The 24,898-nt window shown below is 57.8% G+C and carries 35 protein-coding genes; 28 read left to right on the plus strand and 7 right to left on the minus strand.

Going from position 1 to position 24,898, the window contains the following annotated elements:
- Nucleotides 1–103 precede the first annotated feature (103 nt).
- Nucleotides 104–691, minus strand: a complete 588-nt coding sequence (locus tag FHX03_RS01300) for a hypothetical protein (RefSeq protein WP_183852112.1) — start codon at nucleotides 689–691, stop codon at nucleotides 104–106.
- Nucleotides 688–2,079: a replication initiation protein gene (locus FHX03_RS01305; protein WP_183852113.1), complete on the minus strand. Its 1,392-nt coding sequence runs from the start codon at nucleotides 2,077–2,079 to the stop codon at nucleotides 688–690. Before FHX03_RS01305 ends, FHX03_RS01300 begins: the two co-directional genes overlap by 4 nt.
- 434 nt (nucleotides 2,080–2,513) lie before the next feature.
- Here FHX03_RS01305 and FHX03_RS01310 point away from each other — a divergent pair, with 434 nt between their 5' ends.
- From FHX03_RS01310 to FHX03_RS01360, 11 genes are all read left to right on the plus strand, one after another.
- On the plus strand, nucleotides 2,514–2,852 hold the full coding sequence (locus FHX03_RS01310; protein ID WP_024315741.1) for a hypothetical protein: 339 nt from the start codon (nucleotides 2,514–2,516) through the stop codon (nucleotides 2,850–2,852).
- 32 nt (nucleotides 2,853–2,884) lie between these two features.
- Nucleotides 2,885–3,190, plus strand: a complete 306-nt coding sequence (locus FHX03_RS01315; protein ID WP_024315742.1) for a hypothetical protein — start codon at nucleotides 2,885–2,887, stop codon at nucleotides 3,188–3,190.
- A gap of 114 nt (nucleotides 3,191–3,304) precedes the next feature.
- Nucleotides 3,305–3,925: a hypothetical protein gene (locus tag FHX03_RS01320; RefSeq protein ID WP_024315743.1), complete on the plus strand. Its 621-nt coding sequence runs from the start codon at nucleotides 3,305–3,307 to the stop codon at nucleotides 3,923–3,925.
- A gap of 2 nt (nucleotides 3,926–3,927) precedes the next feature.
- Complete coding sequence (locus FHX03_RS01325) at nucleotides 3,928–4,221, plus strand: hypothetical protein (protein ID WP_037070805.1); 294 nt, start codon at nucleotides 3,928–3,930, stop codon at nucleotides 4,219–4,221.
- A gap of 131 nt (nucleotides 4,222–4,352) precedes the next feature.
- Nucleotides 4,353–5,111: a hypothetical protein gene (locus tag FHX03_RS01330; RefSeq protein WP_183852115.1), complete on the plus strand. Its 759-nt coding sequence runs from the start codon at nucleotides 4,353–4,355 to the stop codon at nucleotides 5,109–5,111.
- A gap of 66 nt (nucleotides 5,112–5,177) precedes the next feature.
- Nucleotides 5,178–6,665, plus strand: coding sequence for a DNA cytosine methyltransferase (locus FHX03_RS01335; protein WP_183852117.1), 1,488 nt, complete (start codon nucleotides 5,178–5,180; stop codon nucleotides 6,663–6,665).
- 53 nt (nucleotides 6,666–6,718) lie between these two features.
- Nucleotides 6,719–7,222, plus strand: a complete 504-nt coding sequence (locus FHX03_RS01340; protein WP_183852119.1) for a hypothetical protein — start codon at nucleotides 6,719–6,721, stop codon at nucleotides 7,220–7,222.
- Nucleotides 7,222–7,395 carry a hypothetical protein gene (locus tag FHX03_RS01345; RefSeq protein ID WP_183852121.1) on the plus strand — a complete coding sequence of 58 codons (174 nt, stop codon included), beginning with the start codon at nucleotides 7,222–7,224 and terminating at the stop codon, nucleotides 7,393–7,395. The genes FHX03_RS01340 and FHX03_RS01345 overlap by 1 nt, the downstream gene beginning before the upstream one ends.
- Nucleotides 7,395–7,730 (plus strand): hypothetical protein, encoded by a 336-nt coding sequence (locus tag FHX03_RS01350; protein WP_183852123.1) that lies wholly within the window; start codon nucleotides 7,395–7,397, stop codon nucleotides 7,728–7,730. Before FHX03_RS01345 ends, FHX03_RS01350 begins: the two co-directional genes overlap by 1 nt.
- Nucleotides 7,731–7,787: 57 nt before the next feature.
- A complete protein-coding gene (locus FHX03_RS01355; RefSeq protein ID WP_183852125.1) occupies nucleotides 7,788–8,588 on the plus strand; it encodes a hypothetical protein in 801 nt (266 codons plus the stop codon).
- Nucleotides 8,578–9,690 (plus strand): pentapeptide repeat-containing protein, encoded by a 1,113-nt coding sequence (locus FHX03_RS01360; RefSeq protein ID WP_183852127.1) that lies wholly within the window; start codon nucleotides 8,578–8,580, stop codon nucleotides 9,688–9,690. Before FHX03_RS01355 ends, FHX03_RS01360 begins: the two co-directional genes overlap by 11 nt.
- Before the next feature lie 3 nt (nucleotides 9,691–9,693).
- On the opposite strand, the gene FHX03_RS01365 is transcribed toward FHX03_RS01360, so the two are convergent.
- Together FHX03_RS01365 and FHX03_RS01370 are read right to left on the minus strand one after the other, a co-directional pair.
- A complete protein-coding gene (locus tag FHX03_RS01365) occupies nucleotides 9,694–9,936 on the minus strand; it encodes a hypothetical protein (protein ID WP_183852128.1) in 243 nt (80 codons plus the stop codon).
- Between the two features lie 4 nt (nucleotides 9,937–9,940).
- The gene (locus FHX03_RS01370; RefSeq protein ID WP_183852130.1) at nucleotides 9,941–10,852 is read right to left on the minus strand and encodes a hypothetical protein; all 912 of its coding nucleotides are present in this window, start codon (nucleotides 10,850–10,852) and stop codon (nucleotides 9,941–9,943) included.
- A gap of 135 nt (nucleotides 10,853–10,987) precedes the next feature.
- On the opposite strand from FHX03_RS01370, the gene FHX03_RS01375 reads away from it, so the two are divergent.
- The 4 genes from FHX03_RS01375 (at nucleotide 10,988) to FHX03_RS01390 (ending at nucleotide 13,325) form a co-directional block, all read left to right on the plus strand.
- The gene (locus tag FHX03_RS01375) at nucleotides 10,988–11,359 is read left to right on the plus strand and encodes a hypothetical protein (RefSeq protein WP_183852132.1); all 372 of its coding nucleotides are present in this window, start codon (nucleotides 10,988–10,990) and stop codon (nucleotides 11,357–11,359) included.
- A gap of 116 nt (nucleotides 11,360–11,475) precedes the next feature.
- A complete protein-coding gene (locus tag FHX03_RS01380) occupies nucleotides 11,476–12,111 on the plus strand; it encodes a hypothetical protein (RefSeq protein WP_183852133.1) in 636 nt (211 codons plus the stop codon).
- Nucleotides 12,112–12,308: 197 nt separating this feature from the next.
- Nucleotides 12,309–12,857, plus strand: a complete 549-nt coding sequence (locus tag FHX03_RS01385; protein ID WP_183852135.1) for a hypothetical protein — start codon at nucleotides 12,309–12,311, stop codon at nucleotides 12,855–12,857.
- 267 nt (nucleotides 12,858–13,124) lie between these two features.
- Nucleotides 13,125–13,325, plus strand: coding sequence for a hypothetical protein (locus FHX03_RS01390; protein ID WP_183852137.1), 201 nt, complete (start codon nucleotides 13,125–13,127; stop codon nucleotides 13,323–13,325).
- 38 nt (nucleotides 13,326–13,363) lie between these two features.
- Here the strand turns inward: FHX03_RS01390 and FHX03_RS01395 are convergent, their stop codons facing one another.
- Genes FHX03_RS01395 through FHX03_RS01405 form a run of 3 tightly spaced genes read right to left on the minus strand, consistent with a single transcriptional unit; the run spans nucleotide 13,364 to nucleotide 15,121 of the window.
- Complete coding sequence (locus FHX03_RS01395) at nucleotides 13,364–14,257, minus strand: hypothetical protein (RefSeq protein ID WP_183852138.1); 894 nt, start codon at nucleotides 14,255–14,257, stop codon at nucleotides 13,364–13,366.
- Nucleotides 14,254–14,637, minus strand: coding sequence for an HNH endonuclease signature motif containing protein (locus FHX03_RS01400; protein WP_183852140.1), 384 nt, complete (start codon nucleotides 14,635–14,637; stop codon nucleotides 14,254–14,256). Before FHX03_RS01400 ends, FHX03_RS01395 begins: the two co-directional genes overlap by 4 nt.
- The gene (locus tag FHX03_RS01405) at nucleotides 14,630–15,121 is read right to left on the minus strand and encodes a hypothetical protein (RefSeq protein ID WP_183852142.1); all 492 of its coding nucleotides are present in this window, start codon (nucleotides 15,119–15,121) and stop codon (nucleotides 14,630–14,632) included. Before FHX03_RS01405 ends, FHX03_RS01400 begins: the two co-directional genes overlap by 8 nt.
- A gap of 163 nt (nucleotides 15,122–15,284) precedes the next feature.
- On the opposite strand from FHX03_RS01405, the gene FHX03_RS01410 reads away from it, so the two are divergent.
- The 13 genes from FHX03_RS01410 to FHX03_RS01470 all read left to right on the plus strand — a co-directional run bounded on the left by FHX03_RS01410 (nucleotide 15,285) and on the right by FHX03_RS01470 (nucleotide 24,869).
- A complete protein-coding gene (locus FHX03_RS01410; protein WP_183852145.1) occupies nucleotides 15,285–15,620 on the plus strand; it encodes a hypothetical protein in 336 nt (111 codons plus the stop codon).
- Nucleotides 15,621–15,838: 218 nt separating this feature from the next.
- Entirely contained in the window at nucleotides 15,839–16,198 is a 360-nt protein-coding gene (locus FHX03_RS01415) for a hypothetical protein (RefSeq protein WP_183852147.1), read from the plus strand.
- Complete coding sequence (locus FHX03_RS01420) at nucleotides 16,195–16,410, plus strand: hypothetical protein (protein WP_183852149.1); 216 nt, start codon at nucleotides 16,195–16,197, stop codon at nucleotides 16,408–16,410. The genes FHX03_RS01415 and FHX03_RS01420 overlap by 4 nt, the downstream gene beginning before the upstream one ends.
- Nucleotides 16,407–16,694, plus strand: coding sequence for a hypothetical protein (locus FHX03_RS01425; protein ID WP_024315764.1), 288 nt, complete (start codon nucleotides 16,407–16,409; stop codon nucleotides 16,692–16,694). Before FHX03_RS01420 ends, FHX03_RS01425 begins: the two co-directional genes overlap by 4 nt.
- A 177-nt stretch (nucleotides 16,695–16,871) precedes the next feature.
- Complete coding sequence (locus FHX03_RS01430; protein WP_183852151.1) at nucleotides 16,872–17,501, plus strand: terminase small subunit; 630 nt, start codon at nucleotides 16,872–16,874, stop codon at nucleotides 17,499–17,501.
- A gap of 1 nt (nucleotide 17,502) precedes the next feature.
- Complete coding sequence (locus FHX03_RS01435) at nucleotides 17,503–19,650, plus strand: terminase gpA endonuclease subunit (RefSeq protein WP_183852153.1); 2,148 nt, start codon at nucleotides 17,503–17,505, stop codon at nucleotides 19,648–19,650.
- An 18-nt stretch (nucleotides 19,651–19,668) separates the two neighbouring features.
- Complete coding sequence (locus tag FHX03_RS01440; protein WP_183852155.1) at nucleotides 19,669–19,914, plus strand: hypothetical protein; 246 nt, start codon at nucleotides 19,669–19,671, stop codon at nucleotides 19,912–19,914.
- A 1-nt stretch (nucleotide 19,915) separates the two neighbouring features.
- Nucleotides 19,916–21,469, plus strand: coding sequence for a phage portal protein (locus FHX03_RS01445; protein ID WP_183852157.1), 1,554 nt, complete (start codon nucleotides 19,916–19,918; stop codon nucleotides 21,467–21,469).
- A 135-nt stretch (nucleotides 21,470–21,604) separates the two neighbouring features.
- Nucleotides 21,605–21,784 carry a hypothetical protein gene (locus tag FHX03_RS01450; protein WP_024315769.1) on the plus strand — a complete coding sequence of 60 codons (180 nt, stop codon included), beginning with the start codon at nucleotides 21,605–21,607 and terminating at the stop codon, nucleotides 21,782–21,784.
- The gene (locus FHX03_RS01455; RefSeq protein ID WP_183852159.1) at nucleotides 21,781–22,179 is read left to right on the plus strand and encodes a hypothetical protein; all 399 of its coding nucleotides are present in this window, start codon (nucleotides 21,781–21,783) and stop codon (nucleotides 22,177–22,179) included. The genes FHX03_RS01450 and FHX03_RS01455 overlap by 4 nt, the downstream gene beginning before the upstream one ends.
- 118 nt (nucleotides 22,180–22,297) lie before the next feature.
- Complete coding sequence (locus FHX03_RS01460) at nucleotides 22,298–23,392, plus strand: hypothetical protein (RefSeq protein ID WP_183852161.1); 1,095 nt, start codon at nucleotides 22,298–22,300, stop codon at nucleotides 23,390–23,392.
- Between the two features lie 23 nt (nucleotides 23,393–23,415).
- Nucleotides 23,416–23,811: a head decoration protein gene (locus tag FHX03_RS01465; RefSeq protein WP_183852163.1), complete on the plus strand. Its 396-nt coding sequence runs from the start codon at nucleotides 23,416–23,418 to the stop codon at nucleotides 23,809–23,811.
- Between the two features lie 50 nt (nucleotides 23,812–23,861).
- Entirely contained in the window at nucleotides 23,862–24,869 is a 1,008-nt protein-coding gene (locus FHX03_RS01470; protein ID WP_024315773.1) for a major capsid protein, read from the plus strand.
- Nucleotides 24,870–24,898 lie beyond the last annotated feature (29 nt).

The following is a 24,898-nucleotide window of genomic DNA, read 5'->3' on the forward strand; positions in this document are numbered from 1 at the left end:
GCAGTGGGAATCGCTTATATTGAAAACAATATTAAATCGGCCGGATATATCGTTCTCAATATCGAGGAATGAGAAAAGGGATCTCACCGGATCCCTACTGCTGTCATGCACGGTAGGTTGTGACCGTGTATCCCGACTTCACGCGAGCGGCCAGCCGCGCTCGCTCGGCTATGGCACGCTGTTTGTCTTCCTCACCGCGCTTCATCTGGCGCGCCTTATCAAGGACACGATACTCGGCTCGTGCCTTCGCAATTTCCTCAGGCCCGTATCCAGCCAACGCTCCTCGGTCGGCGATGAATTCCGCGGCATCGTATGGGGTCATCAGACTATAAGTCATATGGAGCTCGTCCGGGCGCATCCGAAGCCACTCGTACGGCAGATCGCGGGTATCCTTGCCCGAAGGACAATCGTCGACGACCCGGCTGATCCGAGTGTTCAGGACTGCCACGGCAGATTCGAACTCGGCCTTCTCCATGCGAAGGATTCGCTTTGCGATGTGAACGGCATCGCGAAAGAAACCAGGAGCCGCGCTCGTGCAGAGCTCGTCGGGCGTCGCTAGGCCTTCGATCGCAGACCGTGTCCATTCGACTAGCTGTTGGAAACGCGCTCGATGGGCATATTGATCGCGATCGCTCTCTTCGGCGAGAGCAAGAAGATTGGCTCGTAGGGTGGCTTTGGGTAGGTTTTTCATTTCAGGAACTCCACTGTTTCGATGATGTCGTCAAAGTCGCGCACGAATAGCGCGATGTCTGTTTGAGTTGCCGCAACTTCGAAGTCGCGATGGCCGCCGAACCATTGCAGTCGCAGCGTCTTCGTTTTCGCCGCCGTCCATCGGAAAGACCCCACTGCAGGCGCGAACACGCTTTCGACCTCAGCGGCATCGCTTCCGCCAGCAAGACCGAAAAGGATCCTGCTTGCTGTATCGAACGCGATGTCCTCGTCGGTGGGCGTCCACTCTTCTTTCTGAATCCAGGTCTCAAAGGCTTCGGACTGACTGCCGTTTTCCAGGTCGTGGATGACGGCGGCGTCGCCTTCGGTGATGGCGTTCGTCCAGCTGATCGCAATTTCGGTCGCGGTCTTGCCGAGGCGAGTTGCTGCACGACGTAGAGCGTCTTCGCCCGGCATGTGTTGGTCATCGACCATCGCCTTCGCTGCGATGTTGCGCACCAGGCCACGGTCTTTCTTCGTCAGGACTGACTTCTCGTACTCGTCTGCAGTTTTTACCGAGCTTCCGACCACGATCTTGATAGCGGTTACAGGACGACCGCGCGTATCGGCTCGGTCGTAAGACCACGAGATCGAAAAGCGCCGGACATGACGCTGGATATCGTTCAGTACTGGCAACAGAACGCGAGCTTCGAAGTTCGAAAATTTGAACTCACCGCTCGTCCGGCACCCCAGTTCTTCCGCAAGCTCTTCCGGAGTCCAAACCATAGCCGGGCGCATATCGCGACCTGCCATCAGCGCGAGCTTTTCATAGAGCCGCCAAGTGTACTTCGAAGAGAATTTTGGGAAGGCGCCCAGTTCAAGGTGAGTATATGCGCCGTAGCCGAGGATCACCTTCCGGACGGATGGATGCAGTGAAAAGACTATCGAGCGCACGCCTGTCGGAGAGACATCTTCTTCGAATTGGATGAGCTGCACCCGACGTCCGATCCGTCTGGACCCGTCTTCTGTAGACAAGAAGTCGTAGGACACCCAGACCTTGGCTAGGGCATCGACTTGCTCCAGGAGTCGAGATGTCTTCTCGATCTTGAGATAGGCCTTAGCATCAGCGAAGCTCACTTGGTGCTCAGTGTTGTCCTTCATCGACAGCCGGGCCGAAGCCATGAGAAACTGGTAGAGAGCGGCAACGGACGCCGTCATCGCCTCGGCTGGCGTATTACCTTCGCGTTCACCGTAGTATCGGACAGAGTTGATGAGCACGGCCGGACGCTCCAGCGTGGGCTCCCTGTCGATGGAAGGACGGCCGTCTTCCAAGTCTTCATTGTGATCGATGACGAGCCGCAGATCGCCTCGGATTCCGCGTCTATCGGATCCAGCAATGTGTCGTCTTGTTGCGTAATGTTGTGCGTCCATGCCAACCTCCATAAGATTATGGTCATCGCCGGCGGAGCGCGAAGCAAGTGTTTAAGATGCATATCGGCAAAAATGTAGCTGAGACGGTCAAAGTGTAGCTGAGACAGACCTCGAAGCGGCCAAAGTGTAGCCAAAACACGTTGACACGGTGAAGCGGTAGAGGTGTTTTTCTTTGTCAACTCTCGGGAATCCGAAAAGAATTTTTGGATACCTGAACTGGGGCTGGATTTGATCCTTAGCGGATCGGGGTACGCTCCGCCCCGCTACGCTCTATGAGGCGCCTCACCCGCTCGTCCTCCCTCCCCGTTCCTTCCGTGGCAACGCCGCCGGCGGCCTTCATCGGCGTTAGTCGCTTGCAAGCCGTCGCGTGAATATCTCACGTAGTGACGTGACGGCCGTATGCCCGAGCGTCTCGTAGTGACGGGAGGAAGACCATGCCGAGACCGAAGAGCACTGTTCCACGGCTGGTGCGCAAGGCTGAGCGACAGGCCAAGTACCGCGCGCGTCTGCAGGAAGCAGGGCGGCCGGAGGCGTCTCAGGTCGACGTCGCGGTGGCTGCGGCGACAGCGAAGGCGGTTCGGTGGCTAGTTGCCGGACTGAAGGACGGGAAAATCGGCGAACGGGACGCCCGTCGCTCCCTGCTGGATAACATTGTCGCCGATTCCGCGAGGATCCTGATCGATTCCGGGTGCTCGGCCGACGAGGCTTCGGCGAAGCTGAGGTCTCGTCTGCGCTCGGCTGGAAAGCCCCGTTTTCCCCCCATTACTCCGTAAGCGAGAATCGTTTTTCCAGGAGGCACATAGTGATGCGCCATGCTTCAATCTTCCTACCGATCTTCAGACCGCAGTTCAGGCCTCGTCCAGATCCACGGGCGGATAAACTCCGGGAAGCGCTGAGCGTTCTCGAAGCTGTCGCAGCGGAAGACGCTGACTACGCGAAGAACCGCAATGGTCGGGGGTTTTCCAAGGCGGACTCGGCGAAGGGCCATGCCCTGGCAAGCGTCTCCCTGTCGTCCGCCTTGCAGGACCGTGCGCTCTCATCCGCGGTGCTCGCGATGGCAGCGCGATATCGCCGACAAGCTTCGCGCATCGCCCAAGGCAATTTGATCTGATTTCTGGCACGTCATCTCAAGTTGCGTAAATCCGATTCAGTTCGCCGCGGTCGCCGGCGATTGAATCTTTCACTGTGTTGGATCGATCATGGATCAAGTATCCGGAGATCCAGGATGGCAGAGAAGTCGGCCGACATTCACACACTCGCCCCGCGACTGAGCTACGTCGAGGATCTTGCCGCGTGGCTGAAGGACAACCGTGGCGGCGGGAGCGATCCGTCGGAGCTGCTCAAAAAGCTTTACCGTCAGCTCGTATGGGGAGCTGAAGACGGTGCGCTCAATCCCGACGTATGGAATTACGACACAGTTTACACAGATCCCGTCGGCGAAAAATCGATGCACATGACCCTGTTCGGGATGGGATCGGCAAATGCCGAGGCTTGCCAGTGGAATGCAAAAGGCCTGTACGGCTGGGTATTCGCTGACGGCGAGACGCGTTGGTCGACGGATGGAGGTTCATACAATCTATCGTCAGACGTCTTCGGCGCCCGGCTTGGCGCGGGAAACACGTTCCTCGAAAACCTCCGATCGAAGAATCTGTCCCTTGTGAAAGCGATTTTCGGCGACGTATCGACGATCGGTCCTAATCGGCCTGATTCAGTGATGGGACGCATCGAACAGATCGAGACGTCCATCGAAGATCTGGCCTCGAACTTCGAAGGCGTTGTAGCCGATCTGCAGAACCAGATTGACGCGGTGAACGAGCGTATCGATCACCTCATCGAAAGCTCGTGATCATGACGAATCTCTCCCCCCGCGAAGTGATCCTTGCTTACCTCGGCTACGAATTCGTTCCGTCCGAGACCCTGCGCGCGGCTGTTGCTCAGCTCGTCTGCGCTTACGATTCTATCGTCGACCTTGCTTCCGACGCCGCGGACGATCCGCACTCCAAGACCATCATCAACGCGCTGGCATCCGAGCTACTGATGCAGCAGACGCTTCTTGAGGACTACCTGGTACTCGACGCGGCGGCGACCGCTCTGCCGGATCTCGTCCGCAGCCGCCGGACGGCAGCAAGGAGCACGACATGAATCCACTTGCGCCCCGAGTCGCCGACGCACACCATTCTCATACCCGCGGAATTCTCTCTTCGGTTTCTTTCCAACTCGGCCCCGTGCTGCGCACCGTCCCGCGCGCCGGGGTTTTCTTTTGAGGGAATGTGATGGCCAAGGATGGATTCAGCGTAGAATTCGACACCAAGTCCTTCGCGCGCTCGCTGACGAAGCTCGAGAAGCAAGTGCTGCCCCAGGCGCAGGCTGGATTTTTGAATGGACTTGCGTTCCGCGCTCGCAAGGATTTGCTGTCCTATGCAAACCGAACGATCGAGGGCGGCCCGACGCCATGGACGAAACGCGGGTTCGTGGTCGACAAGGCCGACACAGGTAGATCAAGTGCCGCTGTTGTGCGTATCCAAGATCAGCAGGCTGGGTACATGAACTATCTCGTCAACGGCGGGAAGCGAAGGAAGGGAGATCCCGGAGCTACCCCGTACGACGTCCTTACCGACGCGCCTGACGGCGAGAAAAACGCGTTCGGCAATTTGAAGCGTGGCTACCTGAAGCGACTTGCGCGACAGGCCAAGAGCGAGAAGACGAAACGCGCCAGACTGCATGCCAAGCGCGCCAAGCTCCGCGCTGCGGGGAAATCGACCGATCCAGCTCGCTGGGCGACAAACAATCCGAGCGGAAATCCAGGAATCTTTTTCGGCACAGTTGGCGGCCACAAGGGATACTGGCAACGCGCTGCCAAGCGCGACGGCGACTACAGGCTGATACTGCTCGCTCGCCTGTCCGAAGAAGCCGACTACAAGCCGACGTTCCAGTGGAACGCAACGGTCAACGCTTCAGTCCGAGAGCAGGATCCACAACAGCTCTATGCCGCCGAACTCGCCCGCGCTCTCCGAAAACTCAACGGCGCTTGATCTGCCGGCGGCGTTTACTGGAGCTCAACGGTCCCGCAGTATGGATGCATGGATGCGGAGATATCCGTGAGGTTCGTGGTCATGAAATTTGTTGAGCTGTTTGCTGGGGCTGGCGGTCTGGGTCGAGGTCTGGAAGCTGCAGGGATGCAGCACGGTCTGTCCTTCGAGCTCAATGAGCAGGCCGCCGACGTTCTTGTTCGCTCCGGAAAGCTAGTCAGACAGACGGATCTCAATGACATCGCCGCTACCGCATTCACGATCGCTGGTCGTCCCGACCTAGTCTGCGGCGGACCTCCGTGCCAGGATTTCAGTAAAGCAGGGTCGCGCGAAGAGCGGGAGCGTGCTCGTCTCACCCCAATCTATGCGATGACCATCGCCGTCCTCCGCCCCCAATGGTTTATTCTGGAGAATGTCGACCGAGCACCATTCTCGAAGGCGTATCATCAGGCGAGAGCGATTTGGAAGAGATCCGGTTACGGACTTACGGAAGTGCTTGTCGACTGCTCGCACTACGGTGTCCCACAGCGCCGCATGCGCTTTTTCACGATTGGTCGGCTTGGAGAACGCGACGGGTTTCTCGAGTCTGCAATCGTCGATGCCGCGACACCTAAACCGATGACCGTGCGTCAAATTCTCAACCCACGTCAGTTTCCCGAAGACCGGGCACTTCTCGATACAGGGTACTACTGGGCGCGCCCGTGGATGGGCAAGAGCGGCGAGGTTGGTGGCCGCGGCGTGAGATCGATTGAGGAACCGTGCCCCACGATAATCAGGACGACGCATGAGCCGCCGGGACCTGCTTATGTTGCACATCCGGACGACGCCATTCCTGCGAACGAAGCTCATATCCTGACCTTGAGCCAGATCGCGCGCATCCAAGGTTTCCCTTCCGGGTTCGACTTCCGAAGGAAACAATTCCGATACGACAAGGACGGCTGGAGCGAGAGGTCCGTCACGCAGATGATCGCAAACGCGGTGCCATCGCCCACCGCCGAAATTATCGGTCGATGCATAATGGAGCGGGAATATAACGATGACGGCACATCGATCCCTACGCTCCGTCAAGGATTCGAAGACTTCCTCAGAAAACCGAATTTGGCGATTGGCCGGAATGGACTCCTGTCGCCTGCGATCTCGAATACGTGCAGCCGTGTTCGGCGTGCGCGGCGGATTCTGAAAGGGCGGACATACGAATCCGAGGCGGAAGAGCTATATGCCCTCGACAACAGCTACGAGTTCTCCGAGAAGAACCCAGACAGGCTGGAAGTGAAGACCCGCAGCGACCTGCGGTCAGCGCTCAGGCTCTATCGTGAGTTCGAAGACGCTCTTCCTGCCGGGAAGTTCGAACAGATCGCTCGTCGGGAAGAACTCCGGCTGAGGTTCTGGCCGTCGCTCCGAAAGACAAAGAAACCTCGGAGGAAGAAGCCGAATCCGAATGCTGCCGTCTCCCGTGGCCCTCTGAACCTCAATGCAGGCGGGCGCGTTGACGGATATCTGGAGGAGCCACTCACGGACGCAGAGTTCATAGAGTACTTTGGCGATCAAGACGACTGACTTGCATCAGGCGCCGCCGGCACGAACACTATTCTCAACAAGGAGAACAGTTCATGTCGGCAGCCATCCAAATCGAACGCTTCCCCGTGTGGGAGAACCGCTTCCGCCCGCGCCCATCGGAGCCGAAGCTCGATGTCGTCCGCCTCGGCTCCGAATACGATATCGCCCACATCTGTCGGGTATGGCAGCGCGTCATGCTCTTCAAGTTTGATTGCCTGCCGGACGACCTCGATGTGATGTGGTCACTCGCCGACGTTCTGCTCGGCAACTGCAGTCGCCCGGGCGTCTACATCGTTGATGCCATTGTCAGCATCGAGCGTAGGGTACTGAGGCAGTTCCTCGACCAGATCGATTTCATCTGGGATCACCTCGCGTATGAGCATCACGAGCAATTCTACGAGATTCTTGGTACGGAAGAGAAGCCGATCTGGAAGCGCCGTGCAAAAGCTCCAGAGCCGATCATTTCCCTCGAAGATTCCTATCGCGCTCACGACATCATGGAGGCGTTGCATCCTTCTTGGACAGACAATGTCGTGAAGATCGTCGAGGTTGCGTGATGAAGCCAGCACCGAGCCTGCTCCGCATCTGGGGCATCCGTCATATCAGAGCAGCCGCACTTACGATCAAGATCGACCTCCACTACGAACGCATGGCTGCGTTCGGGTTCATTCCCGCGTGGAGCCGTCACGAGATCGAGGTCGTCGATCGTATTCGCGCAGGAGAACTCTGATGGCAGCTCGCAAACCCAAACTGGAAACGGTTGTCACCGAAGTCGCCGCGACGGAGCAGCCGCCGATGACCTACATCACAAACCCGGTGGCGGTCGCCGGGCAGACACCGCGCACTCGCGACGATATCGCCCTACGTGATGCTATCCGCGCCCGGCTGGCCGTCATCGAGCGCGTCATCCTGGACTTCGTCGCCGAGAAGGAAGCGGAAGGGTTCAGCCGCGCCGATATCGACCAGCTCTATGCCGTTGAGCTTCCGCTCCTACTTGGATACCGAAATGACGGCGGGAGGATCCGGGTTTCATATGACGCTTCAATTGTAGAGCGCACGCGATAACCATAGATAGGCGATGTTCGCTTGTATGCAGGCTTACTTACAACCATATAATCCGGGTTGCTCAACCCGGAGGATTCGATGCCCTTCTATCCTAACGACACCAACCCGCTCCCGCAGATCGTGGGCCTCAAGAGTGTCGTAAGGGAGAACGAATCCGATCCGACCACCTTCGACCTTCAGGTGGAACTTGGCATCTTCCAGGATGAGGTCACCGTCGATCGCGCGACCATCGCTGTCAGCCTTAGGCAGGCCTCTTTGTCCATGGATCTTGAGGGGCTGGATGTCGTCGAGAAATCAAAATACGGCATCGATCACACGCCCTCGAAAATGACGGTGAAGACGACGTCGGAATCCACCCTTCAGACTTCCGTCGAGAAGACGCGTGCCTATGAAGCTATCGTCAGCGGTGAGCTTTCACCGCTGACCCAAGGGCTTAAGGGTAGCGGCAGTCGCTCCGGCAAGCAGGTCGATGGGGCAACGGCGACTTTGAAGGAGAACCGCGAAACGCAGGCTGACTTCTATCCTGTCAAAGCGGTCGGCAACGACACATGGCGGGTCACGGACGCGGCCGGTGCAAATCTCGACCGAACCTACTTGAATTATGACAAGCTCTGCGGACTCCGGATGAAGCCAGCCAAGCCGAACCACGTGGCGACCAGCCTCTCAGTCCATGCACCTCAGAAACACATCAACGCCGAGATCGTGCGGGATGGCCGTACGTTCATGGGCCGTGTCGGATCGAACAAGGAGAAGGTCATAAATATCCTTGTGGCGAAGGGTCTGCATGAGGCCACTTCGCAGGTCGAATATGATGGCGTTGTAACCTTCAGCGTGTCGACGACCGAATATGAAGGATAATCTGCTCCTCGACACGATCATTGCTGACGCGACGAAGACCGCCATTGGTCAGGTATTGGAATCCACCAGCGAGTCCTTTGGTTACCTGCTGACCGTAGCGCACCTCGATCCGAAGAAGCATCTTCGGCACTCCGACCTTCGTGAAGTCGACCTCACCGATACCGATTTGACGGGATACGATTTCACGGGCTGCGATCTTCGCGGCGCGCGCGGCATTCGCGTAAAATGGAGTCCGGAAACCGTCAATCTGACGGACGCCCTAATTGAAGGGTCGTTGTTCGCCCATCAGATGGCGATCACTGCCGCACTTGCGAACCCTGAGATCCGTCAGTTGCACAGACGCATCAACGGTCTTTCGTGGCAGGATCAGATTGTCTGGGCAATCCGCAACGTTCGCCGCGGTGTTCCAGATCTGGACCGCAATCGCCTACTTGCGGCAACCTTGTTCGAGCGGACCACGGACTCATTCCTGAAAGGCGAGCTGCTCAAGTACCTGGAGAAGTCTGCTTCCGAAGGTGACGAGCAGATTTACAATATGATGCTCGACATCATCAATGGCCACAGCAATGATCTGCATCTCATCTCGAAGACAATCAAGATCCTGAACGAATCCCAAGCGTTCGGCCGCGCTCGTTTGAAGTCTGCCGTAGAAGCTCTGTTGAGCTCCAATGATAACCGAATTGTGGCCTTGGCCATCCGGTTCCTCGTTTCCGTCGGAACGAAAGAAGAGATCCGGGAGCTGTCAGACTTTGCCCTGAGCAAACGTGCTGCACCGCTGCGATATGTCTTCATCGGCACGCTCGTAGGACGACTCGGTGCAGGCTACGACATGATTGCACGGAATCCGACTAACAAGGATCTTCGGGATATTAATCGGGGCCTTCCCGCCGAAGAACTCCTTGTTCTGATCAGAAATATTCGGCGCGCGTACATGAACGAGCAGGCTGGTATCCGCGATGGCACTCTACGAGATGAGCCGCGGATATCGAAGGAATTCGGCGCTGCGATCGAAGGAAACTTTCTGATCGAAAAACTCGATCAGATGTTCGCTCGCATGGCGGAGTTCGGGTTGCCAAGGATCAAGATACCGCAGGGGACTTAGTGATCACCTGACAGGTCTGTCTTTCGAGATTCCGTATCTGTTGCCAACAACGCCACCGATCAGAGCAAAGATGACGGCCGCAGGCACACCTGCTGCGCCACCCATCGCGGCTATCCCGACACCGCCGACGAGCAGACCAAGGATAGCTCCGGCGGCCGCGCCGATGATCGACCATCGCGTCTCTGCAGGTCTGGCCTTGGCCGCGGCAGTAACTTTCTGCGCGCCGGATGACAGTTTCTGTTTCACGAGATCACCTTGAAATGAGTACGAAGAAAATGGCGGCCAGACCGATTCCCACGGTTATGGCGATATTCTTGAGATGCTTTTCGATCTTCTTGACGGTGGCAGCCGCCACAGGCTCGAACGGCGTTGGTGGCTGGTAGACCCCGTCATCGTCTATCTTCGCCTCCGGAGGCGGCGGGACGACATTCGGCCGGTAGGTCACCTGAAGCGTTTCCACACGAGCGCGGGTGGTTCCCCAGTTATCCTTGCTGCGCATCAGGAAGCCGTAATCCTGTCGAAACCACGGCTCGGATAGGCTGGCCTCGACTTCGTACTGAAACAACTCGAGGAGCACACGGATTTCCGCCTTCTGGATCGGCGCGTGCGTCATCGAGAGACGCTGCATCAGGCTGTTGAACTCCGTCTCGTCAATGTAGCCTTCGAGGCAGAGGTGGGGATCCTTGATCCTCGACGGCCACTTGTCCTCCCTGGGATCGACATAGAGGAGAGTGCCCGGCTCCTCGACCATCAGACCATCCCCAGGAACGTCATGCGACGACATCCCAGAGAAGCCTATACCGTCAGACGACGTGGCGCGTTTCGTACCGCCGACGTGCCCTTTCGGAAGCGGCTTGATGATCACGTCAGCGATCTCTTTGAACGTGCCGACGGCACCATCCATTCTGAAGACGGTGATACTGTCCTTCGTCACTCCCCGCGCCCAGATGATAGACCGCATCCGGAAGTTCGGCTCGTTAGGATCCTTGACCTTGTCCTTCCACTCGGCGCCATGACTGATGCGGAGATCGAAGAGATCCAGGTAGACGGCCTGCGGCACGCATGTCGACATGAACGGCCGACCGCCCGAGAGCTTGTCCTTGTGATGGATCGTGAATGAATTGACGAGCGTTGCGCCGCTGAGATCGGAAAATTGCGACATCGAAAAAGTATTCCCCCAGAAGTTTTGGAGACTAATCAGAGACTACTTTTCCGGCAAGCCGATTTCTGCCGGCGTTTGCGCCGTGCCCCGCCAGCGCACACCATTCTTGTCAGGCACCAAACATAGGAGGGTGATATGAGCATCGTTGAGTGGAAGGCGCACAATGGGGATGGTGTGACTGGGTTCGTCGGCCGCGAGAGGGTCTTCGACATCATGCCATGGACGGAGGAAGCCAGTCGGTGGCCGTGGCAGTTGCAGATCAGGCAAGATCTGTTCAGCCAAGGCGAGTACGTGCGAGCAGCAAGAACACAGCAAGAAGCCAAGCTCCTCGCCGAGGAACTGACACGGTACGCCTTCGTCGTCCTGGATGTCGTCCCTGCCGATCCCGTTATCGCTGCGGACTTCAACGTTCCTCGAGATGATCCGGAACGGAAAGCTGGGGATGAAAGGATCCGATCCCGGCACGACTGGCTTCGAGAGACCGGATGGTATGATCCGACGGTGTGACACCACAAGCCGCCTCCGGGCGGCTTTTCCATGCCCATCGATTTCTGCCGGCGTTTGCGCCGTGCCCCGCCAGCACACACCATTCTTGTCAGGCACCGAATGACGAGGAGGATGTGATGCCGGTACTGAATTTCAATGAAAATGAGAAGACGATTCTGATCACCGCGCTTACCCACGAGCGTGTGCGTCTCATGAAGGAGTGGACGAGATCCGCGGAAGACTATGAGAGCTCCACCTTCTCGCGCGAAGTGGACTGCGCCGAGATCGATTCGCATGCTGATGATGTCACGGATTTGCGCAGACGGATCGAAACTGCGGAGTATGCGTCCGCTGCCGCTCCGAAGGGCAAAGATGATGTTTGGCATCGGACGCTCGGCTGGCTTCATCCTGTAAAACATCTCGAAGAGGCAGCAGCTGCCGTGGCGTCCAACGCGATCACCCGCGAGGAGGCCGCCGATGCATTGGGTGTCGATCTCGCCGAGGTTGATGCCGAGAATACCCGCGACCAGGAGCGCCTTAAGGTGACTGGCTGGACGACGCTACCCGAAGGATTCGAGGTCACCGCTGGCGAAGCTAATGAAACGTGGCCATACGATACCAGGGAGGACGATGACCCGGTCACTGCAGATATCGACGTTCAGTCCAATGCTGGGGACGTTCGAGTGGAAATCACTGTCAACGGACAAACGGCCAGTTTCACGGGCGAACGCGACACAATCATCAGAATGGTCGAGACCATCTCAAATCTCTAGTCTATCTGCCCACAAGCCGCCGCCCAGCACATCACTGGCGGCGGATTTGCTTTGCGCGCCGCCTCAGCCTTTTCTGGTCTCCGGGGCAGCGCCAGGAGACATATTGAAGCTTGTGCGATGAATAAAATTACGTGCATTGGCTCCATGGAACCCTAACAATTGCGAGATATGTCGTTCTCTCAAAAAGGAGAGTAACGATGCCGAATAACCACCGTTTTTGGGCCGTCGCACACGAAGCTGGTCATGCTACCGTGGCCATCGCGCAGGGACTGATCCCTGCTTATGCACTCGTTGGGTCGGACGACGCGCCTGAGGGCGGGAAGGTCGATCTTCCGATGACCCGCTCTACCAACTTCGAACAAGAATTTCGCTTTGCCACCTCGGGAGCCGCGGGCGAAATTTACGTCTATAGGACCGAGAAAGATTCTCTACCAATGGACCAAATGGTTGATGCGATCCTTAACAGAGCAAGGGTGGACATCGCCACATTTGAAATGAATATCGACCGTAAATCCATGGGTCTTGACACAGACGAAAAGCTCAAGGACGCTTTCTTGCTTCACGCACGACAGAACTCCCTTCGAGACATTCAAGCTAACCCTGCAATCTACAAGGTGATCCGAGATCACCTAGAACGGCACCGTTTCATGGGTAAAGCAAGCTTGGAACTGGCGGCGAAAGGTCTCCCGGCTACCGCTGAGACGCTTCGGAAGGACGCTGAACAGAGACTTACTATTCCGTCGTAAGCGGGCATATTGCCCAAGAAGCGGAACACCAGGGAGGAGCAGTCTTTCATGCCTGTCCCCGGTGTCCTTGCGGCCCGACCGACGATCGTCGATCCCGACCCATTGACCTGACCGTAGCCGGTGGCCCCAGTTGTCGGCAAGCTCTTAGAAGCTGCTACGTCGGACTCAGCTCGCATTGATCGCCACATTCAAATTTCCGGCGACAGGGGCTTGCGCATCATGAGTATCCGGCTGACCATTTTGTAGACAACAATTGGAGATGACGAAATGGATTACATGACCGACGAGCAGAAACTGCAATTTCTTCCTCGTTTGGAGGAGTCTTATCGTGGGCTGACGAAAATGGCGGCCGATCTTCGCGAGCGATTGAGCGCTCATGAAGCCGAAATCAAAGTGCTCAAGGCACGCTTGGAGATTGCTGAAAAGACGAATGATGATCTGATCGCGAGGATTGCAAACGCCGCATAAAAGCCGTCGGCGTTCGCACCGCGCCTTACGCAATCGCCTCAAGACTTACCGAACGGATCGTCGTCATCGTCGAGGTTCTCGAAGAACTTCTTGGCCTGCTTGTCCCTGATCGCATTGTCCAGCGAGTCCGCCATCTCAGCGAAGATGTCGCCAAGCTTCTGCAGGTAATCGTCCGTCAGGTCGTCGTGCGTATTACCTTCCTTATCGACGCCGTTCCGGTGAACGCAATCGTGCCGCTTATCGACGGATTTCATCACCAGAGCGCGATCATCCTTGTCGCGGGGCAGGATTGGCTTCCCGAAGCACGATTCACACATGCCGTTGACGGCACGGAGGTTGTGGAACGACATTCCTTGAAGCGTAGTCTTGACCATCTCCCTGACAATGTCGGGGTTGTCGAGGATGGTTTCGAGACTGATCTGCTTATCCTTCAGGCCATCCAGCTTGAGCATCTTCCGCTGTACCGACACATCCTCCATAGCCGATCCTATGATAGCATCCGACAGGTAGGCTTCGAGGATCGAATACGCGGTGACGAACAGCATTCGATTGCGGCTGCTCGCTCCGAACGGCGTGCCCAGCTCGCGGACATTGCTCCTCCAGTCTGTGAGTGCGCGCCGGAAGATCCCATAGGCATCGGGCTCTGGCTCCGGCTCGTCCCAATCATAGGTGTCGTCGACCTTGATCGTGACATCGACGTCCGCGGCTTTCTCAAGCTCTGCTGACCATACGTTTTCATCGTGGCGGATGATGACGGTCCAGGCGTCCTCGTCCTCATCGTACTCGCATGCGACTTCCTCGAACTGCTCCGCTTCGTCTCCGGCGACTTTCAGCCACTTGGAGATCGGGTTGCGGCAATGCGGGCACGTGAAGGTGACCTCGACGTCGACCTGCGACCAGACTTCATGCAGGTATTCCTTGACCGAACTCATGTGCGCTCTTCCTGCAGGGTCAAGCGGCCTGCATTCTTCGTGAAGTTACACTGGTAGCACTCAGCCTGCAGATTGACGATGTCGTTGGTTCCGCCGTCGAGGACATGGATCTTGTGGCCCTTCGTCCATGTGTTCTTGTAGCGTGGATCCGGGCGCTTCGGGATCTCGCCCCAAGGACGATTGCATTCTGCGCAGGTTGGGCTGGCAGCTAGAAGCGCTCTCCACTCGGCAGCGGTATGCTTCCCGCCGTTTGCCTTTATTCTCCCCTGCCGGACACGTCCCCTGGCGTTCCTGCAGTCCATGCAGCGATCCCACGAGTTGAAGCGATTGCCGCCGCACTTGGTGCATCGCTTCAACGGCATCAAAGGTACATCAGACATCCAGTAGCGCTTCCTTGCGGAGATCGTCAGCCGACCGATAATCCGTATCGCGGCCCGGCCGACGGATCCAGACGTCGAGCCACGCATTCCTGCTCGTACCGCCTGCGACATGCCGAACCCACTGCGAGACGCTGTCGAATTTACGGTCGTCGCCCTGAATCCTATCGCCACGAACCTCAGCGTAGTGGCTCTTGCCTTTGTAGCTCATGCGAAGTGCGGTGCCATTGATCAAGAACACGGGCTTCCAGAGATGGCCACTCAAAATGTCTTTGTCGTTCTTCCCGGAGTTGCGCACGCGCTCCTCCTCGGCGAATGCCTCTAAGCCTGCCTCCGTCCAGAAGCCGTCCTCGGTCGTGTTGCGCTCCACGAAATGCTCGACCTGTTCGGCCGCGAGCTGGACGGGATCGAGCTTTCCGCCGGATCGGATGATGATCATGTCGTAGAGCGACTTCGGAAATGGGATCGAAATGTAATCTGTGTCCACGCGCTGTCTCCTTTTGCGTTTCCTAATGTCAACTATTTGGCACTACGCATCGTAGGAGTCAATAGGGCGATATCGTAGATTTTTCCTATGGTGAATTCCTGCCGGCGTTTGCGTCGTGCTGATCGCGCGGACAGCATGAACTTGCATTCCAGTGGAGATTCCCATGGCGGTCATCAGTAGATACATTCCCGACGGGAGCACGTCGGCCGTTCGGTGGGACGGCGATTTCGATGCGTACGTGGGCAATCAGCATATTGCTCACATCGTCGACCTGCAGCGCATCTATCATCAGGATTCAATGCACCATCCAACGCACGACAGACCTCGGTTCGAGATTCATATGACGTCCGGGAGGCTGCGCAACCGCGGCGCCAAGTCGTCCCTTTGGCTCGCCCAGTATGTTGTCGAAGAAATCTGGCGCTCTCGCCATTCCGAACATCCTGCCCGGTGGCAACGGCGCCTGAACGATCAAAACCTGCCGGCGTTTGCGTCAGGCTGAACGGGCGCCCACCATAATCCCATCGATTGCGAAGGAGGCGGCGATGGGTGTGATCAGGTGGGAAGAACGGCATGACGGATCCTGGCACGGATCGATCGGCCGCATGGGCACCGCGACGAGGTCTACCGCTTGGGCTACGGGTTCGTCTTTGAGATGCTAGATGGCGGCGATGTTCGCATCGTGGGCTTCCGCAACATGAATGAGCTAGAGGAAGTGGCATGACCAGAAATCCGGAGGAATGGTCCATCGCGGCGATGGTAGACCGCACGCCCAAGATCGAGCTCGCGTCATATCAGCAGAAGGCCGTAGACTGCATACGGAATTGGACGTCGACCAGCGAAATCAAACTCTCCCCGTTATCAGCCAGCCGTCTCAAGGAGATGGCGGAGCAGATCGATGCGGTGGCTCGCGAAATGGACGAAGCCGAGCGGAAGCTGCAGGCGTTCGCCGACTTCGCAAAGGACATTCCGGTAACTCCCCGTGACGCGACCGACGAATGGCTGATGACACGGAAATCGAAGTGGGTGATCGCGCCAGATGGGCGGTGGATGTCAGTAAGCATTGGAGACGACACATGACCAACGAATTCGTTGCCAGATTGCCGAGCCGTATCGCACACCATGTCGAACAGGATGTCGTCGAGATGTACAGAGCAACGGCAGCCGGACTCTATTACATTGAGACGGGAGATCCGTGCTGCTCGCCCGAGATGTCATGGGATAGCTGGGTCGCATTCGCACGGCAGATCATCGCGGCCGATGAAGCGGCGCGTGCGGGAGGTGCGGCATGAACCCGACACCATACACAGCCGACTTCCTACTCGACATCGCCAAGAGCACGCCATTCCCTCTAGCCGTTCCCTACGAGGATTGGCATTCGACGCTGACGTTCGACGCTCGTAACGGCTGGCAGATAGCTGTCTTCTACGACGGTGAAGAGTTTGATTACATCGAGCACTTCGTTGCGCCTGATGGTAGCCTAGTTAATGCATGGGATTGGCCGGACACCGAACAGGACGAGAACGCGCCGTTTGTCTGTGGTGACAAGGAGCGGATCATTTTCTGGAGACCATAGGACCGCGGGGGACCCTGAGTGGGTCGCCCCAGTGCGGGTAATTCGCGACCCCAGGTGATCTCTCTTCCAGAATTTTTTGAAATTGGTTCAGCATCAGCACCCCCACCCCCTTCGACATTGAATCTTGCAGCCGCCGACGACCCAATAGTCCTGAAAACATTGGGAGTTCGCGGAAGCATGGCGCGCAGGAAATCCGTCAGGGGGGTGACCTCTGACGACGAAAATCTGGACGAAACGTGGGCACCCCCGTCGATCGACAATGATGACCCCTCATCTTCCCACCGGGAAGCGGACAAGCACGGCCATATGTCCCTGAAGCAGTGCGCCGCCCTGCTCGGACGGAACAGGACCACGGTTGAAAAATGGATCGATCTCGGCTGTCCCTACGTCACTAAAGCGAACCGCGACCTCGGTCTGGCATGGGTGTTGGATATCGCCGACGTCGTCCGATGGCTTGAGCGCCACGCAGCTGAGACCACGGCGGAGCGCTTCGGCAAAACCGTCGACGGTGACGTGTCCGAGGGTGATGCCAAGCGTAGGCGCCTCGTTGCGCTGATGCACCTCGACGAAGCGGAGGCCGCTGCGGTGCTCCGATCACAGGTGCGGATGCAGCTCGTCATCGACGAGATCGAGAAGCTCCTGACGGAGGTTCGCGGTGGGGTCGCCAGTATCCCGGACATCGTCGCAGGTAAGGTCGACCCCAAGCATGCGGTGAAGGTTCGAAAGGACGTCGACGACACGCTGCGCGCTCTTCTCGACTCGCTCAGTGTGACCGCCGTGATGGCGAAGATCACAGCCGGAGACTGACATGCTTCCGGGTGACGAGATCGATTACGAGAAAGCTGTGCTGGGTGGAGAGGAAGACTTCCTCGCCGCGCTCGCTGCCATCCGTCAGAAGATCCTTCAGCTTCCGAAATTCAAGGATCCGGTCGAATGGATCTACGAAAACATCAGGCTTCTCACCAACGAGACCTCGCGCGCAGGATATATGCGCCTCAACGGGTACCAGCGGCCGGTAGCCGCCGACGCCATGTCGGGTGATGTCGATCAGATCACGATCTTGAAGGGCGTTCAGGTCGGCTATTCCACTTTCATGAAGTCGATGATCATTTACGCGCTCGCTTATTTGGCGATCAATGTCATCGTCGCGCAGCCGACCGCGAAGGATGCCCAAGGCTATTACAACGACGAGCTGGAGCCAGTCTTCCGAAGCTCCACTGCTATGACCGAGATCGTGCGCCCTCCCGTGCGTGGTCAGCCGTTGGATACCTGGAGGGAGCACCGCTTCAAGAACGCCGCGCGTCTCTACATGCGCGGCGCCGCGTCAGACGACTCGTTCCGCCGTATCCGTGCCAAGTGGCTGTTCGGCGATGAAGTGGACGCCGACGGTTGGCAGGCACTCCTGTCAGACTCACAAGGTGACAAGCTCGAGCTATTCCGCGCCCGCGGCACGACCTTCTTTGATTCCATTCTGTGGATCGGCTCCACGCCGCTCGTCCGCGATACCAGCCTCGTCTGGCGGGAATGGTGCCTGTCTGATCAACGCCGCTTCTTTGTCCGCTGCCCGCAATGCCATACGCAGCAGACCCTGAAATGGGGCGACCGCAAGACCCCGTACGGATTCAAGTACATTCTCAACGAACGGAACATCGTCACCGACTGCTATTATATGTGCGAGGGGCCGGATCATTGTCGTATCGATGAAGACCACAAGGAGGAAATGGTCGAGAACGGAGAGTTCATTCCTCAGAACCTGTCGCCCAACCGCGAAGGCCATCGGGGATATCACTGGCCGCAGTGGCTCTCCATGGCTCCCAAAGCACGCTGGCGCTCCCTTGCTCAGCAGGATGTGAACGCTCGGGGGAACCCTGACGCACGGAAGGTCTTTGTCAACAACGTCCTCGCCGAGCCATGGGACGACCTCGGAAATTCGGACCTCAACTCTGCGACCACGAGTTCGCAGCAGGCTCCTTATCCTGCCGAAGTCCCCGACGACATCGTCGTACTAACCTCATCGTGGGACATGCAGACGAATAAGGAAGGCGGTCATCTCGAACAGATTGCATCACGCGAATACCACATCATCGGCTGGAACCGGAAAGAGATGCCGTCGGTTATTTCTTACGGCAAGGTTCTAGGTGAGCCGTCGGATCCTGATGCACGTCGCCATTTCGACGATATTCGCACCCGTCCATACACCAAGCGAGACGGCACTCGGTTGTACATCCAGGCGACGGCATGCGACATGGGCGGTCACTTCGGTGACCAAGTCAAAACCGAGTGCGCGCGCTATCCGAAGAGCGCGAACGTTTGGGCCATCAAAGGCAAAGCCTATGCTTCCAAGGGCAAGCGTGGGCCTTCTGTCTGGCCAAAAAGCATTTCGAAGCGGATCAAGGGTTCGAATATCGGCTGGTACATGATCGACACCCAGCTCGCTAAGGACGCTGTCGCCCGGAAGCTGATGGTCAAGGGTCCCGGTGGTCCGCGCTTCCCGATGTCCCTGCCGGAAGGCTATTTCGACCGCCTGATGTGCGAACGCCCGTTTCCGCAAAAGAAGGGCGGCTATCACTGGGATCACCCCAAGGGCGGCCGCTCACATGAGGAGTGGGACACCTTCATCTATTGCTACGCGGCCCTGCAGGGGTTGAAGCATTCTTATCTTCGTTGGCGCGACTTGAATCTTGCAGCGGACAAGATGGGAATTGTGGATGTGCCGCACGATCCCGAGACGGGAGAGATTTTCGACGAGGCCTACAAGGGCCCAGATCTTTCAGTCCTTGCATCGGCGGCCACCGAGTCTGCCGACGTCGCCGCAGCGGTTCCATCCGGGATCGCGCAACGCGCTATCGCTAGCAGACCTGCGGCGCAACGATCGGTGCCAATGGCGGCACCAGTGGTCGTGGGCGTGAAACCGATGGTGAGGAAAAGGCGGTCAGGCGGCGTGATTTCGTTCTGATCGTGTTGGTGAGGACGGATGGATACAACATATTTTCAGGACTGGTCATCGACCGAGCTGCGTGCCGAGCGAAAGGCTATCGAATCCCAGCTCCTTATCGGCGCACAGCAGGTCTCATATTCCGGAGGCGGCAGCGCGAACTTCCTCAACCTCGCCGACGCCAAAGCCCTGATCCGTCTCATTTCCAATCGTATTGCCGAGATCGAAGGCCGCCCGGTGAAACGACCCGGCCTGCGCTTCATCACTCTGATTTCGGGAGAGTGAAATGAGCGACATCGAGATCCGCGGTTCTGTCCCTTCCACCTCTCCTAAGTCTCGTACTCTACGTCCGGGCGGCATTCGATCCGCAGCAGCCGACCTGTTTTCATCGGCAGCCGGCATCGTGAAGACGTTCTACAAATCCGCCAGCCGTCTCCATAAGGCAGCCTCCAAGGATCCCGGCCCGAACGGCGCCAATGGTGAGATCGAGATTATTCGCCAGGTCTCTCGTTTCCAACGAGCCAACAACGGCTACTACCGCAATGGTATGCGGCAGGTCGCGAATAACGTGGTCAGCTATGGCATCACACCTGTGATCCCATATTCCGACCTGAAGGCACTGTTCAGGGTATGGACGCCGGAAGCCGACGCTCGCGGCCGCTATGATTTCTATGGACTGCAATGGCATGCCGTCGAAACGGTTGCCACGGATGGCGAAGTTCTGTTCAGGCTCCGTGATCGGCTTGAGGGTGATATGCTGTCGGGTGTCCCGCTTCAGATCCAAATGCTCCAGGCAGACCATCTTCCTCTTGGTTGGACTCAGCAGTCACCGTCGGGCAACTGGATCGTTGACGGCGTCGAACGCAATGCCATCGACCGCGTCGTCGCCTACTGGCTATACCAGTGGCACCCGAAGGACTGGCGCGGAAAAACCGGGGACATGATGCCGAAGCCGGTCCCCGCAGTAGACGTCCTGCACATGTTCATTCCGGACACGCCGAGTTCTGAGCGCGGCTCGCCTTGGGCAGCGCCCGTGCTGGACATCATGGATATCCTGCAGGAATACCGCCATAACGAAGTCGGTCGCAAGCGGCATCAGAGCAAGTTCACGGTGTTCTATAAGAAGCCGCTGGCCGCAGATGACGAATCCGCGTTCGGAGACGACGAGCCGCCGAAGTTCCAGACAGTTCCTGCTGGCGGCGCCGTTGAAGTGCCCGAGGGATACGATGTCTCCTTCCCGGATCAACCCGGTACTGACAACAACTTCGAAGCCTTCAACCGCGTCAATCTATCGGAAGTCGCAGTTTGTATTGGCCTGTGCGTCGAGCAGCTCACTCTCGACTTCAAGGATGTGAACGATAGGGTTTACAGAGCGATGATGCTCGAGGTCGGTCGCTTCATCCTGTCTATCCAGCACCACATGGTCATCCAGCAGTTCTGCGCTCCCGTTTGGCGCCGCTGGGTATCGGCCGCAATCCTCGCTGGCAAGTGGACACCTCCTGCAGATGCGAAGCCCGAGGACTACATGCGTGTGGAGTGGATGCCTCCGGCACGTGGCCATATCCACCCGATTCAAGAAGTGACCGCCTTCATGCTCGCCGTACAAAATGGTTTCACGTCTCGCCAACAGGTAGCCTCCGAATTCGGCTACGACATCGAGGAGATCGACCTGCAGAATGCTAAGGACTCCGCGAGAGCGGGAGAACTTCGCCTTCCTTATCCTGTTTATGAGGGTGCTGGTGCCATGCCGCAGACGCAAGCTGCCGGCGCCGTGCAGGCGCTGGCTCAGAAGGCCGTGATGGATGCGCTGTTCAAAATGGCTGAGGAAGAGGCCGCCTGATATAACGGACAATTCCGTTGACATTGTGAGTGAATCCACTGAAAAATAATCATATTTTCCGGACTTTCTCTCTTGCCACGAGGTTTAAGACCCGGTTTTGTGCGGTCCTTCGAAAACGAGCCAACAGGAGGTCAAATGTTTTTCGTAGACTTCGCGGTCAGCGGCGACGATCGCTACCTGATCGTCATCGACACTATGGCGCCGGAACGGAACCGGATCGAAAAGGTCAGCGACCAGCGGTTCATGGAGTTCATCCAGAAGGTTCTGGACATCAATATCCCGCTCTCTGAGATCGAACAGGAGATGGCAGTATGACCGAGCGCAAGCCCATGCCTTTGGCCTTTCTCGACGAGCCGTTTCCGAACTTCGAAAGCGTCGCTCAGCACCTGGAGAGTCTGACGAAGCGCATCGTCAATTACCTAGCAATGGAGCCGTATGTGGTGGTCGAGCATCCTTACGAACAGCTCGACGTCGCACTGTGGCTCCAGTCGGTACCGAACGGTTACATTGCTCACATGCTCATTGCTGACCCCGAGCATATCGCAAGCCAGTGCCCTGATGACGCCCTCTTCTTCGACATCGGAGACGCCATCAAGAAGGAGCAGGTGCGCATTCGTGACGTGCACGAATACCTTCGGTCGGACGCATGGGTACAGGTAATCCATACTGATCGCCACCTGCGTTGGCTCACCGACTTCCCAGTCGCCTAGTCGACAACGACACTTGAAGCCCCCGAGATCCGGGGGCTTTCATTTTTATTCGCCATCGCGCTCGAATCTTGCAGGAACCCAGGCAACGCTCGTCTCACATTGGAAATGAGACGACGGAATGCCGACACCTATCCGCAAATCCACGACACCTGACCAGCGCTCCGAGCGCCCCTTCAGCATGCGCGCGTTTGCCGGACAGCCCACCTCCGTTGATGTTGCGACCAGATCTTTCGACGCCGTTGTCACCACGGAAACGCCTGTTACTCAATGGATCGAGGATCCACGGGTGGTTCCGCTTCCAGGCAAGTGCCCTCCGATCATCGCAGTTGGCGAAATCCTCCTCACCGACGGAATCGATCTCTCCCGCGCCCGAGGCATGCCATTCGTCGACTGTCACCAGACCCACGGCGGGATCAACGCCATCCTGGGAAAGGTCACTGATATTCGGGCTGAGGGACAGTCCATCGTCAGCAGGATCACCTTAGCCACCCGCCACTCGGATCTCATCGGCGACATCGCCGAAGGGTTCTATTCCCAGATCAGTGCTGGCTACTACTACGACCTTGCCGATGCGGAGTTTGTGGAGCAGTCGGACGGCGCCATGCCGATCCTCCTCGTCAAAAAATGGGTTCTCACTGAAGTGAGCAACGTAGCCGTTGCCGCCGATCCCAACGCCTTCATCCGTAGCTTTCAAAACTCCGCTGTGCCGGGAGCCATCCGGCTGCGCAGCGCTGCCCCCCAAGATCAGGAGACCACCATGGATATCGAAGAAGTCGTCGCAGCCGCAGAAGCTGCTGTCACCGCAGCCGAGGAAGCCATTTCGGCCGCAGAGGATGCAGTTCCTGAGGAACTTGTCGAACGCATCAAGGCATTGCGTGCAGTTCGCGCCGACGAGACCACGGATGCCGAAAAGATCGACGGCAGTGGGTCCGCAGATGATGCCGCCGCGGCCGACGCCGAGAAGAAGGATGCAGAGGCTGTTCGCTCCATCGCCAAGACCTACGGCCTGACCAAGCTCATCGATGACATGCGGTCTCTTGGGGCTAAGCCTGCCGAGCTGAAGGAAGCCCTGAAGCGCTCGATCGCTCAGCGTGGCACGGCCTCGGAAAAGGAGGTCGCCGTCGAGCCGTCCAAGCGGTCTGCACCTGTCGTGGAGAAGACCGACTTCCAGCGCGCTCGTAGCGCCTACGACAAGCTGAACGGCAAGAAGTAACCCCCAGTTTTCAGGAGAACCCCATGACCAGAGTTAATCAGAACAAGCCGGATCAGCTTCACATCCGCTCGAAGGCCAACGGCGACCGCACCATCGACGTAATCACGCTGAAGCAGTCCGCAACCGTCTACAAGGCCGGAACGGTCGTCGTCGCCGAATACACAGGAGCATCCGGCAGCCAGGTTGCGACTGGCCTGTACATTGACCCCGCCTCCGCTGTCGATGTCACGACATACGACAAGATCAAGGTCGCCGTCCTCAATGACCGCGTCGATGCCACTGCGGGCAGCCATGCCGCTGTCGCCATCACCCGCGCTGCCGAGGTCTACGGCCAGTGGATCAGCCTCAAGGATCTCGCAACTGGCGAAAAAGCCGTCGTCGCAGCCGCGCTCGACGCCGCCGGCATCGTCGTCCGCTAACCCATCGCGCTTTGTCAAAGAACAAAACGCGAACCAATTGGAGAAAAAGAATGTCTTTCAATTTCGTCGACGTCTTCAAGGACGACATCTTCACCGTCCGCAGCATGATGGACTACATCGACTCGAAGCCGTACGTGCCGGAAGAGATCTCGAAGTGGCTGCCTTGGAATTCCGCAGGCGAGCTTAATCACCTTACGGCTATCGAGTTTCGTGATGGTGTCATCGACATCGTTCCCGATGCCGAACGCGGTTCCGCTGGCTTCACTGGCCGCGTGGCTGACCGTTCAGCGATCCCGGTCTACATCCCGCACTATCCGCAGCAGCGCACGCTCCTCGCGGAATCCGTCCGTGGCGTTCGCGCCTTCGGATCCGAGCTGGTCGAGACGTTCGAGCAGAAGCGCAACGAGATCCTCGATGCCTTCAACGTCAACAACCGCCTGACATGGGAGCGCACGCGCGCCGCCGCGATCACCGGCATCATGTACAAGGCCGACATGACGACCCCGCTGATCAACTGGTTCGACACGTTCGGTATTGCTCAGAGCACCCACGAGATCGATTTCGGCAATTCTAATACGGAGGTCGTCGAAGAACTGACGGATGCCAAGATCAAGTCGGAGGAGGCCCTCGGCGACCTGTACGCCAACGGCTACTACCTGATCGCTGGTCGCAATATCCAGAAGAAGATCAAGACGCATCCGACCGTGAAGACTGGATACGAGCGTTGGAATGCTGGCGGCCTGTTCCGTGACGATGTCCGCGACGGCTTCCCGATCTCCACCGACATCAATGTCGTTACCTACACGCGCGGCAAGATCGGCAACCACTATCTCATCGATCCGGACACGGCATACCTCTGCCCGATCGTTCAGGGCATGTACCAGACGCGCTTCGCACCTGGTACCGGAATCCAGACGCTCGGCGCCATGGGCGTGCCGGAATACATCTCGCCGAAGCTGCTCGACCACGACGAGGGTGTCGAGCTGAAGGGCCAGACCAACCCGCTCAGCTACGTCCAGAGGCTCGGCGCCGTCATCAAGATCACGGACGCAGACTAATCGCTACCGTGTAGCGCAGCCGGGGTTTC

It is taken from the genome of Rhizobium sp. BK456 (assembly GCF_014194045.1).
GTDB classification, from domain to species: domain Bacteria; phylum Pseudomonadota; class Alphaproteobacteria; order Rhizobiales; family Rhizobiaceae; genus Rhizobium; species Rhizobium redzepovicii.